General features: G+C 38.0%; 15 protein-coding genes and 1 rRNA gene (1 of these 16 only partly in view). 13 read left to right on the top strand and 3 right to left on the bottom strand.

The features are described 5' to 3' along the window. Nucleotides 1–87 precede the first annotated feature (87 nt). The 7 genes from IGL23_RS11445 to IGL23_RS11415 all read left to right on the top strand — a co-directional run bounded on the left by IGL23_RS11445 (nt 88) and on the right by IGL23_RS11415 (nt 8,232). Complete coding sequence (locus tag IGL23_RS11445) at nt 88–1,026, top strand: glycosyltransferase family 2 protein (RefSeq protein ID WP_033595456.1); 939 nt, start codon at nt 88–90, stop codon at nt 1,024–1,026. A gap of 146 nt (nt 1,027–1,172) precedes the next feature. Further along, entirely contained in the window at nt 1,173–2,306 is a 1,134-nt protein-coding gene (locus IGL23_RS11440; protein ID WP_002396511.1) for an ABC transporter ATP-binding protein, read from the top strand. Continuing rightward, nucleotides 2,306–3,181, top strand: coding sequence for a carbohydrate ABC transporter permease (locus tag IGL23_RS11435; RefSeq protein WP_033595454.1), 876 nt, complete (start codon nt 2,306–2,308; stop codon nt 3,179–3,181). The genes IGL23_RS11440 and IGL23_RS11435 overlap by 1 nt, the downstream gene beginning before the upstream one ends. A 4-nt stretch (nt 3,182–3,185) precedes the next feature. After that, complete coding sequence (locus tag IGL23_RS11430; RefSeq protein WP_002355144.1) at nt 3,186–4,004, top strand: carbohydrate ABC transporter permease; 819 nt, start codon at nt 3,186–3,188, stop codon at nt 4,002–4,004. Then, on the top strand, nt 3,988–5,277 hold the full coding sequence (locus IGL23_RS11425; RefSeq protein WP_033595453.1) for an MBL fold metallo-hydrolase: 1,290 nt from the start codon (nt 3,988–3,990) through the stop codon (nt 5,275–5,277). Before IGL23_RS11430 ends, IGL23_RS11425 begins: the two co-directional genes overlap by 17 nt. Before the next feature lie 23 nt (nt 5,278–5,300). Continuing rightward, on the top strand, nt 5,301–6,581 hold the full coding sequence (locus IGL23_RS11420) for an extracellular solute-binding protein (RefSeq protein ID WP_002359172.1): 1,281 nt from the start codon (nt 5,301–5,303) through the stop codon (nt 6,579–6,581). Nucleotides 6,582–6,678: 97 nt separating this feature from the next. Then, entirely contained in the window at nt 6,679–8,232 is a 1,554-nt protein-coding gene (locus tag IGL23_RS11415; RefSeq protein WP_033595451.1) for a bifunctional metallophosphatase/5'-nucleotidase, read from the top strand. A gap of 64 nt (nt 8,233–8,296) precedes the next feature. Here IGL23_RS11415 and IGL23_RS11410 read toward each other — a convergent pair whose 3' ends face one another. Beyond that, entirely contained in the window at nt 8,297–9,259 is a 963-nt protein-coding gene (locus IGL23_RS11410; protein ID WP_002355148.1) for a phosphoglycerate dehydrogenase, read from the bottom strand. A gap of 148 nt (nt 9,260–9,407) precedes the next feature. Then, on the bottom strand, nt 9,408–10,418 hold the full coding sequence (locus IGL23_RS11405) for an NAD(P)/FAD-dependent oxidoreductase (protein ID WP_002355149.1): 1,011 nt from the start codon (nt 10,416–10,418) through the stop codon (nt 9,408–9,410). A gap of 204 nt (nt 10,419–10,622) precedes the next feature. On the opposite strand from IGL23_RS11405, the gene IGL23_RS11400 reads away from it, so the two are divergent. Next, nucleotides 10,623–11,213 (top strand): peptidylprolyl isomerase, encoded by a 591-nt coding sequence (locus IGL23_RS11400; protein WP_033595449.1) that lies wholly within the window; start codon nt 10,623–10,625, stop codon nt 11,211–11,213. A 164-nt stretch (nt 11,214–11,377) separates the two neighbouring features. Then, entirely contained in the window at nt 11,378–11,584 is a 207-nt protein-coding gene (locus IGL23_RS11395) for a DUF3955 domain-containing protein (protein ID WP_002355151.1), read from the top strand. 33 nt (nt 11,585–11,617) lie between these two features. On the opposite strand, the gene IGL23_RS11390 is transcribed toward IGL23_RS11395, so the two are convergent. Then, on the bottom strand, nt 11,618–12,784 hold the full coding sequence (locus IGL23_RS11390; RefSeq protein WP_033595447.1) for a MalY/PatB family protein: 1,167 nt from the start codon (nt 12,782–12,784) through the stop codon (nt 11,618–11,620). Nucleotides 12,785–12,967: 183 nt separating this feature from the next. Between IGL23_RS11390 and IGL23_RS11385 the strand changes: the two genes are divergently transcribed. From IGL23_RS11385 to IGL23_RS11370, 4 genes are all read left to right on the top strand, one after another. Next, entirely contained in the window at nt 12,968–13,336 is a 369-nt protein-coding gene (locus IGL23_RS11385; protein WP_002365178.1) for a CvfD/Ygs/GSP13 family RNA-binding post-transcriptional regulator, read from the top strand. A gap of 64 nt (nt 13,337–13,400) precedes the next feature. Then, a complete protein-coding gene (locus tag IGL23_RS11380; RefSeq protein WP_002385270.1) occupies nt 13,401–13,772 on the top strand; it encodes a hypothetical protein in 372 nt (123 codons plus the stop codon). Next, nucleotides 13,756–14,004 (top strand): hypothetical protein, encoded by a 249-nt coding sequence (locus tag IGL23_RS11375; protein WP_002387756.1) that lies wholly within the window; start codon nt 13,756–13,758, stop codon nt 14,002–14,004. The genes IGL23_RS11380 and IGL23_RS11375 overlap by 17 nt, the downstream gene beginning before the upstream one ends. A gap of 434 nt (nt 14,005–14,438) precedes the next feature. Further along, nucleotides 14,439–15,682, top strand: a 16S ribosomal RNA gene (locus tag IGL23_RS11370); it runs 317 nt beyond the window's last position.

The raw sequence follows: 15,682 nt of genomic DNA, 5'->3' as shown, positions 1-15,682 counted from the left end.
ATTTAAGTTCTTTTTAGTTGGATATCGTTATTTAATAAGGCTATTATATGGTATAATGATAATTAACTGAAGTGTGGAGGAAATAAAATGTTATCAATTGTTGTCCCTTGTTATAATGAGGAAGCAGCGATTCCGCTGTTTTTTGAAGAAGTAGAAAAAATTAGCCAGCAACTGTCTCATTCAGTAGAATATATATTTGTGAATGATGGCTCAAAAGATAAGACGTTAGCTGTTTTAAGACAGCTTTATCGCGAACATCCAGAGAAGGTCCGTTATCTTTCTTTTTCACGAAATTTTGGGAAAGAAGCAGGCTTATACGCTGGTTTAAAAGAAGCAACAGGTGACTTAGTGACAGTCATGGACGTTGATTTACAAGACCCGCCTGAGTTATTACCTCAAATGATTGAGATGATTGAAACCAGTATAGATTTAGATTGTGTTGGCACACGACGCATAACAAGAGACGGCGAACCGCCCATTCGTAGCTTTTTTGCTCGGATGTTCTATAAACTCATTAATCGAATTGCTGAGACAGAAATGGTGGATGGTGCCCGGGACTTTCGTGTCATGACCCGACAAATGGTCGATGCGATTTTAGAGTTATCTGAGTATAATCGTTTTTCAAAAGGGATTTTTAGTTGGGTCGGCTTTAAAACAGAATATATTGAATTTAAAAATCGAGAACGAATTGCTGGAGAAACCTCTTGGTCTTTCTGGAGTCTATTAAGTTATTCAATTGACGGGATTGTCAATTTTTCAGAAACACCATTGAATATTGCTTCATACGTTGGCGCCTTTTCGTGTATTGGTTCTGCACTAGCAATGTTAGTGATTATCTTTCGAACATTAGTTAATGGTGATCCAACAAGCGGCTGGCCTTCAATGGTTTGTATTGTACTTTTTGTAGGTGGTTTGCAACTATTATGTTTAGGAATTATTGGCAAATATATCGGCAAAATTTTCTTAGAAACGAAAAAAAGACCAATTTATATTGTAAAGGAATCAGAAAAAGATTCTAAAAAATAACCAAAAAAGCAGAGAAAAATTCTCTGCTTTTTTGTTATGCGTTAAAAAAAGTGTAAATAGGCTTTTCAGAAAAACAACATTTTTTACATAAAAAATACATTAACTTTACCTATTTTTATCTTAATGAAACAGCTTTGCTCTCGCGGTTGCAAGAAATAAATGTTAAAATCAAAAGGTATGCTATTAAATGTTTTTTTGGAGGTTGGGTCATGATAGAAGTTATCGACTTGAAAAAAGTATTCGATAATGGGTTTGAAGCGTTAAAATCGGTCAATTTTACGATTGAGCAAGGGGACTTGGTTTGTTTGTTAGGACCAAGTGGGTGTGGGAAATCCACAATTTTAAACTTAATTGCAGGTTTATTACATCCAAGTGATGGAGATATTCAGTTTCGACAGCAATCGGTTGTCAAAACAGCACCAAAAGATCGGAACATCGGGTTCGTTTTTCAAAACTATGCCTTATATCCACATATGACTGTTCTAGAAAACGTAATGTTTCCTTTGACGGTAGGAAGTAAGAAAGTTCCCAAGGCAGAGGCACAAGCTATTGCCGAAGAATATATGAAACTAACGAATATTGAAGAGTTAAGCCATAAAAAGCCAGGCACACTTTCTGGTGGTCAACAACAGCGTGTTGCGATTACCCGGGCGTTAGTTCAAAAACCAGATGTTTTATTATTAGATGAGCCTTTAAGTAACTTGGATGCACGTTTGCGTTTGAAAATTCGTGAAGAAATCCGCCGCTTGGTGAAAGAAGTAGGCATTACAACAATCTTTGTAACGCACGACCAAGAGGAAGCGCTATCAATCAGTGATAAAATTATTTTATTAAACGAAGGGGTTATTCAACAAAATGATGAACCTCAAAACCTTTACTTAGAACCAAATAACTTATTTGTTGCTCAGTTCATAGGTAACCCAATTATTAATTTATTGTCTGTTGAAGTGAAAGACGGCAAAATGTACCATGAAAGTTTTGAAATTCCGCTTGAGCGTTTTGAGCAAGCACGCTTTAAAATGCCAATGACTGATGGGAAATATACGTTTGCTTCTCGTCCAGAAGATGTGGTACCAGCTGAAACAGGTCTCTTTACCACAACGACAGATTTAGTGGAATTGATTGGTCGAGAACGTATTTTACGATTTACATTAGGAAATGAACAAGTGAAATCAATTGTAAGTGTAGAAGAAGCGATTGAAGAAGGAGACACTTTATCTTTTGATTTTTCATATAAAAAAGTATTTATCTTTAACGAAGCGGGAGACCGGGTTTACTAATGAAAAAATACAATCCAGAAAATCAACCAAAAGCATGGCTCTTCCTTCTGCCATCATTAGGAATCATTTTACTGTTTAGCGTTTATCCACTGTTTCGTTCTTTGTGGATGAGCTTCCAAAAAGGTTCCTTAATTAACCAACGCTACGCTGGTTTAGAAAATTATCAACGTGTATTGAATGATCCAATCTTCTATAAAGCGTTAAAAAATACAGCGCTCTATGCATTTGCTGTGGTACCGATTGCCTTGATAATTTCCCTAGCAATTGCTTGGATTATCTTTGAAAAAGTTAAACATAAGAGTTTCTTTGAAACGATTTTCTTTATGCCTTATGTAACGAGTACGATTGCCATTGGGATTGTCTTCCGTTACTTCTTTAATGGCGATTATGGAATTGTCAATTACGTCTTAGGCTTTTTCGGCATTCCTTCTGTCAACTGGCTAGATAATGTTCAAATGAGTATGCCAACATTGATTATTTTTGGGGTTTGGACGAGTTTAGCATTTAATATTATTATTTTGTTGGCTGGGTTGAGAAATATTGATGAAGAACACTTTAAAATAGCGAAAATGTTTGACGCCTCAGACGGCGAAATTTTCCGACGTATTACGTTTCCGCAGCTAGTCCCGACCATTGCCTTTTTATTAACGGTCAATTTAATTGGCGCCTTTAAAGTTTATACACAAGTTTATGCTTTATTCGGTGGTCGTGCGGGGATTGCCAATAGTGCCACAACCGCAGTGTACTATATTTATGACAAATTCCACATTGCAGGACGTCCCGGAATTGCGATGGCCGCCACAGTGATTTTATTTGTGATTATTTTAGTGGTCACTTTCTTACAAAATAAACTCTTAAAGAAAGTGGGGCAATAAGCCAATGAAAAAAGTTTTAACGATTATCGCATTTGTTTTCTTAGGCATTTTAGCCGTTATTACGTTATTTCCATTTGTCTATATGATTTTAGCTGGTTTAATGAGTTACTCTGAAGCGACCAGCATGCCGCCAACCATGTTTCCGAAACAACCACAATGGCAAAACTACACAGAGGTCTTTCAAAAAGCACCCTTTCTTCGGTATTTCTTGAACACAGTCTTTGTTTCAGGTGTTACAACGATTGCTACGGTAGTCACCGCCGTTTTAGCTTCATTCGCGTTAACGAGTTTGAAGTTCCGTTTTAAAAATGTGGTCATTGCTTTGATGATTTCGTTGTTAATGGTTCCGTATGAATCTATTATTTTTACCAATTATCAAACGATTGCGCAATTAGGTTTGTTAAATACTTACAGCGCCTTAATTATTCCATTTTTAACTAGTATTTTTTATATTTACTATTTAAACGGTTATTTAAAAGGTATTCCTGATACTTTTTACAAAGCTGCCAAGATTGATGGCGCTAGTGATTTAGAATATATTTGGCGTATTTTAGTACCAATGTCAAAACCAGCGTTGGTAACAGTAGGGATTTTAACATTCATTTCTAGTTGGAATTCTTTCTTGTGGCCATTGTTGGTGACGAACGAGAAAAAATACCGTCTATTGAATAATGGACTATCGGCCTTTGCGACAGAGAGCGGTAGTGACGTACATTTACAAATGGCTGCTGCAACATTAACCGTTATTCCAATTTTAATTATTTACTTGATTTTCAGAAAAGAAATTATCAGAGGAGTTGCAAAAAATGGAATCAAAGGCTAAAACAACTGTGACTTTTCACAGTGGCATTTTAACAATTGGAGGAACCGTGATTGAAGTGGCGTATAAAGATGCCCACATCTTCTTTGATTTTGGTACAGAATTTCGACCAGAATTAGATTTGCCTGATGATCACATTGAAACCTTAATTAATAATCGTTTAGTGCCAGAATTAAAAGACTTATATGATCCACGTTTAGGTTATGAATATCATGGTGCAGAAGACAAAGAGTATCAACACACCGCTGTTTTCTTATCTCATGCCCATTTAGATCATTCGCGCATGATTAATTATTTAGACCCAGCTGTTCCGTTGTACACATTAAAAGAAACGAAAATGATTCTAAATAGTTTAAATCGCAAAGGTGATTTTTTGATTCCATCACCGTTTGAAGAAAAGAATTTTACCCGAGAAATGATTGGTCTTAATAAAAACGATGTGATTAAAGTTGGCGAAATTTCAGTGGAAATCGTACCTGTTGATCATGATGCGTACGGTGCTTCGGCATTACTGATTCGCACGCCTGACCATTTCATCACATACACAGGTGATTTGCGCTTACATGGCCATAATCGTGAAGAGACTTTAGCTTTTTGTGAAAAAGCCAAACATACTGAATTATTAATGATGGAAGGCGTAAGCATTAGCTTCCCAGAACGTGAACCAGATCCAGCCCAAATAGCGGTTGTCAGTGAAGAAAATCTTGTTCAGCACTTGGTTCGTTTAGAACTAGAAAACCCGAATCGACAAATTACCTTTAATGGTTATCCAGCAAACGTGGAACGTTTTGCTAAGATTATTGAAAAGTCACCACGTACAGTCGTTTTAGAAGCAAATATGGCTGCGTTGTTACTTGAAGTATTTGGAATAGAAGTTCGTTATTATTATGCTGAATCTGGTAAAATACCAGAATTGAATCCAGCGTTAGAAATCCCGTATGACACGTTACTAAAGGACAAAACAGACTATTTGTGGCAAGTTGTGAACCAGTTTGACAACCTCCAAGAAGGTAGTTTATACATTCACAGTGATGCACAACCGTTAGGGGACTTTGATCCACAGTATCGCGTGTTTTTAGATTTGTTGGCTAAAAAAGACATTACTTTTGTCCGCTTAGCTTGTTCAGGACATGCAATTCCAGAAGATCTGGATAAAATTATTGCATTGATTGAACCTCAAGTATTGGTTCCAATCCATACGTTAAAACCAGAAAAACTGGAAAACCCGTATGGTGAAAGAATATTGCCAGAACGTGGCGAGCAAATTGTTTTATAAATTTTTTTAAGGGAGAGAAAAAAATGAAGTTCAAAACTCTAGCAACAACAGTGTTAGCAACCGCAGCTATTTTCGCATTGGGGGCTTGTGGTAACGGTAATGGGGCCAAAGAATCAAACGATATTGTGAAAGAAGTGAAGGAAGATACGACAATCACTTTCTGGCATGCAATGAATGGGGTTCAAGAAGAAGCGTTAACAAAATTAACGAAAGACTTCATGAAAGAAAATCCAAAAATTAAAGTGGAATTACAAAATCAATCTGCTTACCCTGATTTACAAGCCAAAATCAATTCGACTTTAACTTCACCAAAAGATTTACCAACAATTACGCAAGCGTACCCAGGCTGGTTATGGAATGCTGCACAAGATGAAATGTTAGTGGACTTAAAACCATATATGGATGATGACACAATCGGCTGGAAAGATGCAGAACCAATTCGTGAGGTATTGTTAGATGGCGCCAAAATCGACGGCAAACAATACGGCATTCCATTTAATAAATCGACAGAAATGTTATTCTATAATGCTGATTTGTTGAAAGAATATGGTGTTGAAGTACCGAAAACATTAGAGGAATTAAAAGAAGCTTCTAAAACAATTTACGAAAAATCCAACAAAGAAGTCGTTGGTGCTGGTTTTGACTCGTTAAATAACTATTACGCAATTGGAATGAAAAACAAAGGCGTTGATTTTAATAAAGACTTAGATTTAACAAGCAAAGATTCACAAGAAGTCGTGGACTATTACCGTGATGGTATCGAAGCAGGTTACTTCCGCACAGCTGGTTCAGATAAATATTTATCTGGCCCATTTGCAAACAAAAAGGTAGCAATGTTTGTCGGTAGTATTGCTGGTGCTGGTTTTGTTCAAAAAGATGCTGAAGCTGGTGGCTATGAATACGGTGTTGCACCACGTCCTGAAAAAATCAACTTACAACAAGGAACAGATATTTATATGTTCGATAGTGCTACGCCAGAACAACGGACAGCGGCATTTGAATTCATGAAATTCTTAGCTACTCCTGATTCACAATTGTACTGGGCACAACAAACAGGTTATATGCCAATTTTAGAATCTGTTTTACACAGTGATGAGTACAAAAACTCTAAGACAACCAAAGTACCTGCACAACTTGAAAACGCAGTAAAAGATTTATTCGCTATCCCAGTAGAAGAAAATGCTGACTCAGCCTATAATGAAATGCGGACAATTATGGAAAGTATTTTTGCTTCATCAAATAAAGACACGAAAAAATTATTGAAAGATGCAACATCACAATTTGAACAAGCATGGAACCAATAATCAATAAATAAACAGACGTGGGAGGTTGGGATCTGAGTCGTTATGGCTCGTGTTCTAACCTTCCTGTTCTTTTGGGCGGAAGAAGGAGAGAAACAAAATGCAAATAAAAATTTTAGCAACAAGTGATATGCATGGGTATATTATGCCAACAAGTTATAGTGAAAAAAAGATGGATTTGCCTTTTGGAACCGCAAAAGCAGCAACCATGCTGAAAAAGTTACGTGCGTCTGCCGAAGGACCAGTTTTTCAAATTGAAAATGGGGATTTTATTCAAGGTTCGCCGCTTAGTTACTACGTAAGAAAAGCAGAAACACATTCAGTGGAAGCCATCACTAAGATCATTAATCAAATGAATTATGATGTTAGCATTTTAGGTAACCACGAATTTAATTACGGATTAGATTATTTAAAGGAAACGATTGCCAGTTATCAACAGCCAGTTTTAGCTGCCAATATTTTTGGTAAAGATGGACAACCTTATTTCGGTCAGCCGTATGTCATCATAGAAAAACAAGGGGTTAAAGTAGCCATCCTTGGCGTGACGACTCAATATATTCCTCATTGGGAACAGCCGGCAACAGTCAAAGATTTAACGTTTAAAAGTGTCGTTGAAACAGCGGCAGAATACGTGCCAAAACTGCGGAAAGAAGCGGATCTAGTTGTTGTCGCTTACCATGGCGGTTTTGAAAAAGATTTAGAAACAGGGGAACCCACGGAATTACTAACAGGAGAAAATGAAGGCTACGATTTATTGGAAAAAGTTCCTGGGATTGATGCCTTGGTCACTGGTCACCAACATCGAGAAATTGCTACAAAACTGAATGGAATACCTGTGATTCAACCAGGTTTTCGAGGAGCTTTCGTTGGAGAAATTACTTTAGAAATTGAACCTATGGCTAAAGGCTATCGCGTTATCGGAAGTGATGCAGCTATTCATCCTGTTGGGAACGAACAACCAGATGCAGAAATTTTAGCTTTGACAACAGCGTTACATGACGAGGTAGAAGAGTGGCTTGATCAACCAGTGGGAAATGTGGAAGGGGATATGACGATTCAAAATCCGAATGCCGTACGCCTCAAAGAACATCCATATATAGAATTTATTAATAACGTCCAAATGGCTTCAAGCGGAACGGATATTTCAGGGACTGCACTTTTTAACAATGAAGGCAAAGGGTTTAATAACCAAATTACGATGCGCGATATCATTACCAACTACATTTATCCAAATACCTTGGCTGTATTGCGTGTCACTGGACAAGACCTCCGTGAAGCGTTAGAACAAAGCGCTACTTATTTTGTGTTAGAAAAAGGCCAACCAATTTTTAACCCGAAATATGTCGATCCAAAACCACAATACTATAATTATGATATGTATGAAGGCATTGAGTATACGCTTGATTTAAGACAACCGTTTGGTGAAAGAGTGACGAAACTTAATTATCATGGCAAAGCAGTGCAAGCAGAAGATGTTTTGGAAATCGTGACAAATCAATACCGAGCAGTCGGTGGCGGAAACTATCAAATGTTCCAACCTGAAAAAATTATTCGAGAAATTCAAATTGATATGACGGAACTGATTGCAGAATATTTGAAAAAACATCCAATCATTCAAGCGTCGACAAATGATAACTTCAAGGTTATCTGGTAAAAAATAGCAAAAAAAGCCTTCAACCATGCAATTACTTGAAAGATGGTTGAAGGCCTTTTTTGAGTTAATAGCCTTTTTTTAAGGAAACTTGGTTTTTGACGAGGGTCTGATCCGTCACAAATTGATTTAAGTTTGGAATAAAAATCGCCAGTAATTTTGATTTGAACTTCGGTGTCATGCCAGAAATATGAGGTGTTAATAAAACATTCTGCATCTCCCATAAAGGGCTATCTTCGGGAAGAGGTTCTTCTTCAAAGACATCTAAGGCAGCAAAAGCAATGGTTTTATTGTTTAAGGCAGTTATCAAATCGTTCGTTGCTACTGAGGCGCCGCGACCAACATTTACGAAAATTGTTTCAGGAGCCATTTTTTCAAAAAGTGCCTGATTGTATAAATGTTTTGTTGTTTCAGTCAAAGGAAGAATGTTCACAACAATGGACATTTCATGGATAATTTTACTCATATTCTTCTGTGAATAGCATTCAATGAAGCCTTCCGTCACATGTCCAGAGGTATTCACGCCATAAACTTGAAGATTTAAACCTTTAGCAAATTTAGCTAATTGTTGTCCGATTTGCCCGGTGCCTACGATTAACATTTTTTGCCCAGAAAGTTGTTGATAGGAAGGGGCTGTTTGATTCCATGTGTGTTGCATTTGTTGTTGGATACTTTCTTGCAGTCCGCGGGTATGTGCTAATAAAACGCCTAAAACATGTTCTGAGATAGAAACACTATGGATTCCGCTACCATTAGACAACAGAATGCCTTTTTCTCTTAATTTATCAAAATCCATATAATCAGCACCAGCAGAAATGAGCTGAATCCATTTTAGGTGACTAGTATCAGAGGCTAATAAACGCGGACCAATTTCTTTATGCCAGCCTAACATAATTTCGATTGCCTCTTCTTCAGCAGAGGATAAATGATCGGTAGATGTTTTAACTAGATAATTGGGCGCCACAGCTTTCACTTGTTCCAGTTGTTCTTCGTTGAATACTTCATTTAAATAAATAATTGGTTGGTTCATCTTTCTTCCTCCTAGCACTTTTTATTGTATCAAAAATAAATTTAAAAGAGAAAAAGAAAGGCTTTTCAGTAAAGCAGAAAGCCAAGGACAAAAATCTAAATCGGATTTTTGTCCTTGGCTTAAAAACTGCTAAAGTCCAGTGCTAACCTTATTTAGGTACGCCGTTTTCAAATAAACTTGTACTATGAACTGGTTGACGTCGAGCATCGGGCCGTAAGTAATGTAAAGCATTATTTACGGCAGTAGGTGCCTCACCAAATCCTGTAGCGATTAATTTCACTTTTCCCTCATAGGAACAGATATCCCCTACAGCGTATACACCAGGAATGTTAGTTGACATATCGGAATGAACATTAATAGCATTTCTAGAAACGTCTAATCCCCATTCTTTGAGGTGTGTTAAAGAAGAAGTGAAGCCATAATTGATAATTAAATCATCCAGAGGGAGATCCAATGTTTGGTCACCTTTTGTCTCCGTTAATTGGATGCCTGTGAACGTTTCATTTTCCTTTAAAATATCACTAATGATATAAGGAGTTCTGATAGAAACGCTAGATTTTTCTAGTTGTTCCACGCTATGTTCGTGGCCGCGAAATTGTGGGCGACGATGGATAATAGATACTTCTTCTGCAACGTTTTCTAGCATTAAAGCCCAGTCAATTGCGGAATCGCCGCCACCAGCAATCGCAACTTTTTTGCCAGCGAATTTTTTCATGTCAGTCACATAATAATGGATTGACTCACCTTCAAAGGCTTCAACATTTTCGATAGCTAAACGTCGAGGTTGGAAAGCGCCGTTACCAATCGCAAAGATAACCGTTTTAGAATAATGTGTGCCTTTAGTTGTTTCTAAGCGCAAAAGTCCATCTGCTTCCTGTGCAAGGTGTGTGACCTCTTCTTCCAAGCAAACATCGTGCTGAAATGGTTGCATCTGTTTTTCCAAATTGGCAATTAACTCACCGGCTTTAATAGCAGGGAATCCAGGAATATCATAAATATATTTTTCGGGATACAGCATTGTTAGCTGACCACCTAATTGCGGCAGGCTATCAATGATTTTCGTTTTCGCTTTACGAATTCCCGCATAAAAAGCGGCAAATAATCCAACAGGACCGCCGCCGATAATCGTTAAATCATAAATATCTTTTTCATCAGACATTTGAAAATTCCTCCTAATTCATTTAGGGTTGAGACAACTATTGATCGTTTTGCGAACACTTCACAAAATAGCACGGCTTTTCGAAAAAAGCAAGTTTGGCTAACGAATCAAAGCATTCTTTAATCATTGGAAAAAGATCATAGCAATTTTCAGCATTTTTCGATATGATGGAACTATAAAATAATTATCTAGGAGGACATTCTCATGTCACAATTTCCACAATTAGATTTAGAAAATGCTAAAGGCCCAAAAGCGGTCATTAAAACAAACCGAGGCGACATCACTGTTCAATTATTCCCAGAACAAGCGCCTAAAACGGTTAAAAATTTTGTTGAATTAGCGAAAAAGGGCTACTATGATGGCGTTATTTTCCATCGTGTGATTCCTGATTTTATGATTCAAGGCGGTGACCCAACCGGAACAGGAATGGGCGGCGAAAGTATTTATGGAGAAGCATTTGAGGATGAATTTTCTCGGGATGTTTTCAATTTGCGCGGCGCATTGTCAATGGCAAATGCTGGTCCTAACACAAATGGCAGCCAATTCTTTGTTGTTACTAATCAAAATGTTCCAGCTCAAATGATGAGTCAGTTAGAAGAAGCTGGTTTTCCAGAAGAAATTATTGAAGCTTACAAACAAGGCGGAACACCTTGGTTAGACTTCCGTCATACTGTTTTTGGTCATGTTGTTGATGGTATGGATGTAGTGGATGAAATTGGTGGAGTCCAACGGGATGCCCAAGACCGTCCAACATTTGACGTCGTGATGGACACAGTTGAAATCATTGGTGAATAAGTTTAACCAATTGAAAAAGAGAGTACCAACGAGGGACAAATTCGTTGGTACTCTTTATTTTTTTCTTAAAACGACTAACTTTTTTTTAAAAGCATCCAAATCTCTTCTTTTAATGAAGTCTTTATAGGATACTGAGTTAAAGAATAGAAGGAGAGGAAGCAAATTTGTTAGAAAAATACAGATATCCAATGGCCTTGGCTTTGTTTGCAGTGATACTCCCCTTTATAGGAACGTTTTTTACGTATGTAGATCAGCAAGGAATCGTTCATGAACCAGGATTTTATACAATCATAATTGGAGAAATTTTACTTCTATTTTCAGGTATCTGGTTCGTCAGAGTTTATTTAGCTAAACGCAAAAGAAAGAATTAAAAACAGCTGTCCTAAAAACTAGGACAGCTGTTTTTAATTAAAAGCTTTTTTGATACGTAAAAGGCCTTCTTCGAGAGTTTCTTTTGAACAAGCTAAGTTTAAACGCATGTGTTGAGAACCTTGGGGACCGAAACTAATTCCTGGATTTAGAACCACTTTCCCCTTATGAATTAAGGTATCGCGAAGTTCCCGATCCGTTAGCGAATAAGAACTAAAGTCTAACCATAAAAGATAGGTTCCTTCAGGCTCCATTACACGAACGCTAGGCAGCTCTTCACGGAAAAAGGAAAGGGCAAAATCAATATTTTCTTTTAAATAATCAAGTAACGCCGTTAGCCATTCTTCCCCTGTTTGATAGGCAGCTGCCGTTCCAACGTAGCCAAAAGTATTGATACCGCCTTGATGATTTTTGTCTTGTAAAGATACGAAAGATTGCCGTAGTTTTTCATTAGGAATGAACAGCATTGAATTTTTAATACCCGCTAAATTAAAGGTTTTCGTTGCCGCTGTTAAGGTAACAGTGAATTCCTTAAATGCTTCATCAGCAACAGTGAAGGAAGTGAAGGTATGCGGTTTGAAAATCAAATCCTGATGAATTTCATCGCTAACTACAGTTACTTGGTGTTTTTGGCATAAACGGCCAATTGCTAGCAATTCTTCTTTTGTCCAAACACGTCCACCAGGATTATGGGGATTACAAAAAAGTAACAGTTTCACCTTTTCTTCGATTATCTGTTGTTCCATTTTAACCAAATCAACTTCATAATGTCCGTTAACTTCTAGTAAAGAATGGCACACAAGTCTACGCTCATTTTGTTTTACCACATCTGCAAAAGGGGGGTAGACTGGATCACAAATCATGACAGAATCAGCAGGTGCTGTATACGCTTGAACGGCTGTGGCCAAACTGGGTACCACGCCACTATTAAACAAAATTTCTTCTTTTTCAACAATCAATTGATGGTGTTGCCGTTGCCAATCTTGAATTGCTTGATACAGTTCATTAGGTGCAACCGCATATCCTAGAATGCCCTGTTCAATAACTTGTGACAAAGCATCAAGAATAGGCTGATGCACTTTGAAATCCATATCAGCAACCCATAAAGGTAGTAAATCTTTTTCGTGGTAACTCGTTTCAACGGTGTCCCATTTAACACAATTCGTGTGGCGACGATCAATGGTTTCATTAAAATTAAACATAAGATAACTCCTTTTCTTCTATATAAAGTCTTACTTCCTATAGTATAGTAGATTTTGCTTAAAAGATGAAACAATAGTTTTAACAACTAGGGAAGAAATAATGCACAAACGTTGAAAAAATGCTATTATTTTAAATGAGTAGAAACGGAAAAAGAAATTTATCGTATGAAAAGAGGAAATTTGATGAAGTACAAAATTGGTATGGTACTTTCTGGCACAATTACCGGACTTCAACCATATGGCGCATTTGTTTCTTTAGACGAAGAAACACAAGGACTGATTCATGTTTCGGAAGTACAAGCTGGCTTTACCAAAAATATCCATGGACTCTTAACCGTTGGACAAAAAGTAACCGTTCAAGTTATTGATGTTGATGAATATTCTCAAAAGATTAGCTTATCTTTACGAACCCTTGAAGACAAAGTTCATTCAGTGAACCATCGACGCAAAAAATATTTTACGGATAAGAATAAAAAAATTGGCTTTGCAACCTTAGACAAAGAACTTCCAGAATGGATTGATGAAGCAATGGATAAGTTGCTTGAAAAATAATTCTGTATTTTTTCAGAAAGTGTGTTACAATTTCTTTTGTTAGTGAATCTAAAAATTAATTGAGGTGGATGTCGTGTCTAACAAAAAAGTCGCTGGAACAATCATACTGAACTTAAACGATGGTAGTAAAAAATTTTTGATGCATCCAATAGGTGAAGCGATTGAGTTTGCGATGGCAAAAGTTTCTGATGAGATGACGGGTTTAGCTAGTATGCTACAATGGTTCAAAGAAGAGGTTCAATTGGACGTTACTTCAATTAGCTTAGTAGAATTAACTAACGCGCATATCAATAAAGAAAATGTTCCGCTGTTTGTCTTCGAGATGGATGAACAAGCACTTAAAAATGAAATGGATAAAGACTATACATGGGTAGCACCTGCAGAATTAAAAACGATTTGGTCAAAATATCATATTGAAGGTGTCCCAATGTTTTAAACAAAAAAGAAAGAATCTGTCGATAATCGAACAGATTCTTTCTTTTTTTATGTTGGACGTAAAAAAGTTAATCGAACTATTTCAAATATATGATTCAAATTGTTCGATTTTTAGTAAGGAATTAAACTGTTTTGATAGACAATTAGGATTTAAAAAGTTTAAAAACGAAATAATTGAAAAGAATGAAAACAGATTGAAAACTTCTTTTAATTTTTTTGAAAAAAAGTGTTGACCAAACATCAAAATCTTGATATATTATTACATGTCGCAAGGCGAGTCACACAGCTGAGCGATTCAGAAATCAATAATTAAATAACAATTCTTGATTTTAAATCTCTCGAAAAAAGTTTGAAAAAACAACAAAAAAGTTGTTGACAAATAACAAACGAGATGATAAGATATAGAAGTTGTCACAACAGACAACAACAACCAAGCAAAACAACTTAAAAAAACTTTTTTAAAAAAGTTCTTGACATTCAAACGAAAGTTTGTTATGATATAAAAGTTGCTGCGAGGTAACGTAGACCTTTGAAAACTGAACAAAGAATAGACGAACCAAATGTGTAGGGCGTCTTGATTCAATTCAAGACAACAAACATTTTTAACAAGCAAGCAATATGCTAGCAAACAAATTGAGCTTAACAATCGTAAGATTGTTCTAACTTTTATTATGAGAGTTTGATCCTGGCTCAGGACGAACGCTGGCGGCGTGCCTAATACATGCAAGTCGAACGCTTCTTTCCTCCCGAGTGCTTGCACTCAATTGGAAAGAGGAGTGGCGGACGGGTGAGTAACACGTGGGTAACCTACCCATCAGAGGGGGATAACACTTGGAAACAGGTGCTAATACCGCATAACAGTTTATGCCGCATGGCATAAGAGTGAAAGGCGCTTTCGGGTGTCGCTGATGGATGGACCCGCGGTGCATTAGCTAGTTGGTGAGGTAACGGCTCACCAAGGCCACGATGCATAGCCGACCTGAGAGGGTGATCGGCCACACTGGGACTGAGACACGGCCCAGACTCCTACGGGAGGCAGCAGTAGGGAATCTTCGGCAATGGACGAAAGTCTGACCGAGCAACGCCGCGTGAGTGAAGAAGGTTTTCGGATCGTAAAACTCTGTTGTTAGAGAAGAACAAGGACGTTAGTAACTGAACGTCCCCTGACGGTATCTAACCAGAAAGCCACGGCTAACTACGTGCCAGCAGCCGCGGTAATACGTAGGTGGCAAGCGTTGTCCGGATTTATTGGGCGTAAAGCGAGCGCAGGCGGTTTCTTAAGTCTGATGTGAAAGCCCCCGGCTCAACCGGGGAGGGTCATTGGAAACTGGGAGACTTGAGTGCAGAAGAGGAGAGTGGAATTCCATGTGTAGCGGTGAAATGCGTAGATATATGGAGGAACACCAGTGGCGAAGGCGGCTCTCTGGTCTGTAACTGACGCTGAGGCTCGAAAGCGTGGGGAGCAAACAGGATTAGATACCCTGGTAGTCCACGCCGTAAACGATGAGTGCTAAGTGTTGGAGGGTTTCCGCCCTTCAGTGCTGCAGCAAACGCATTAAGCACTCCGCCTGGGGAGTACGACCGCAAGGTTGAAACTCAAAGGAATTGACGGGGGCCCGCACAAGCGGTGGAGCATGTGGTTTAATTCGAAGCAACGCGAAGAACCTTACCAGGTCTTGACATCCTTTGACCACTCTAGAGATAGAGCTTTCCCTTCGGGGACAAAGTGACAGGTGGTGCATGGTTGTCGTCAGCTCGTGTCGTGAGATGTTGGGTTAAGTCCCGCAACGAGCGCAACCCTTATTGTTAGTTGCCATCATTTAGTTGGGCACTCTAGCGAGACTGCCGGTGACAAACCGGAGGAAGGTGGGGATGACGTCAAATCATCATGCCCCTTATGACCTGGGCTAC

This window comes from Enterococcus sp. MSG3299 (genome assembly GCF_050555765.1).
Lineage (GTDB): Bacteria > Bacillota > Bacilli > Lactobacillales > Enterococcaceae > Enterococcus > Enterococcus faecalis.
The sequence above is the reverse complement of the archived record's forward strand: the minus strand, read 5'-3'. Positions and strand labels throughout refer to the sequence as shown.

What these genes read in the sequence shown, in the direction of transcription:
- IGL23_RS11445 (WP_033595456.1), top strand. Translation starts at nt 88, where the DNA reads ATGTTATCAATTGTTGTCCCTTGTTATAATGAGGAAGCAGCGATTCCG.
- IGL23_RS11435 (WP_033595454.1), top strand. Translation starts at nt 2,306, where the DNA reads ATGAAAAAATACAATCCAGAAAATCAACCAAAAGCATGGCTCTTCCTT.
- IGL23_RS11430 (WP_002355144.1), top strand. Translation starts at nt 3,186, where the DNA reads ATGAAAAAAGTTTTAACGATTATCGCATTTGTTTTCTTAGGCATTTTA.
- IGL23_RS11425 (WP_033595453.1), top strand. Translation starts at nt 3,988, where the DNA reads ATGGAATCAAAGGCTAAAACAACTGTGACTTTTCACAGTGGCATTTTA.
- IGL23_RS11420 (WP_002359172.1), top strand. Translation starts at nt 5,301, where the DNA reads ATGAAGTTCAAAACTCTAGCAACAACAGTGTTAGCAACCGCAGCTATT.
- IGL23_RS11415 (WP_033595451.1), top strand. Translation starts at nt 6,679, where the DNA reads ATGCAAATAAAAATTTTAGCAACAAGTGATATGCATGGGTATATTATG.
- IGL23_RS11410 (WP_002355148.1), bottom strand. Translation starts at nt 9,259, where the DNA reads ATGAACCAACCAATTATTTATTTAAATGAAGTATTCAACGAAGAACAA.
- IGL23_RS11405 (WP_002355149.1), bottom strand. Translation starts at nt 10,418, where the DNA reads ATGTCTGATGAAAAAGATATTTATGATTTAACGATTATCGGCGGCGGT.
- IGL23_RS11400 (WP_033595449.1), top strand. Translation starts at nt 10,623, where the DNA reads ATGTCACAATTTCCACAATTAGATTTAGAAAATGCTAAAGGCCCAAAA.
- IGL23_RS11390 (WP_033595447.1), bottom strand. Translation starts at nt 12,784, where the DNA reads ATGTTTAATTTTAATGAAACCATTGATCGTCGCCACACGAATTGTGTT.
- IGL23_RS11385 (WP_002365178.1), top strand. Translation starts at nt 12,968, where the DNA reads ATGAAGTACAAAATTGGTATGGTACTTTCTGGCACAATTACCGGACTT.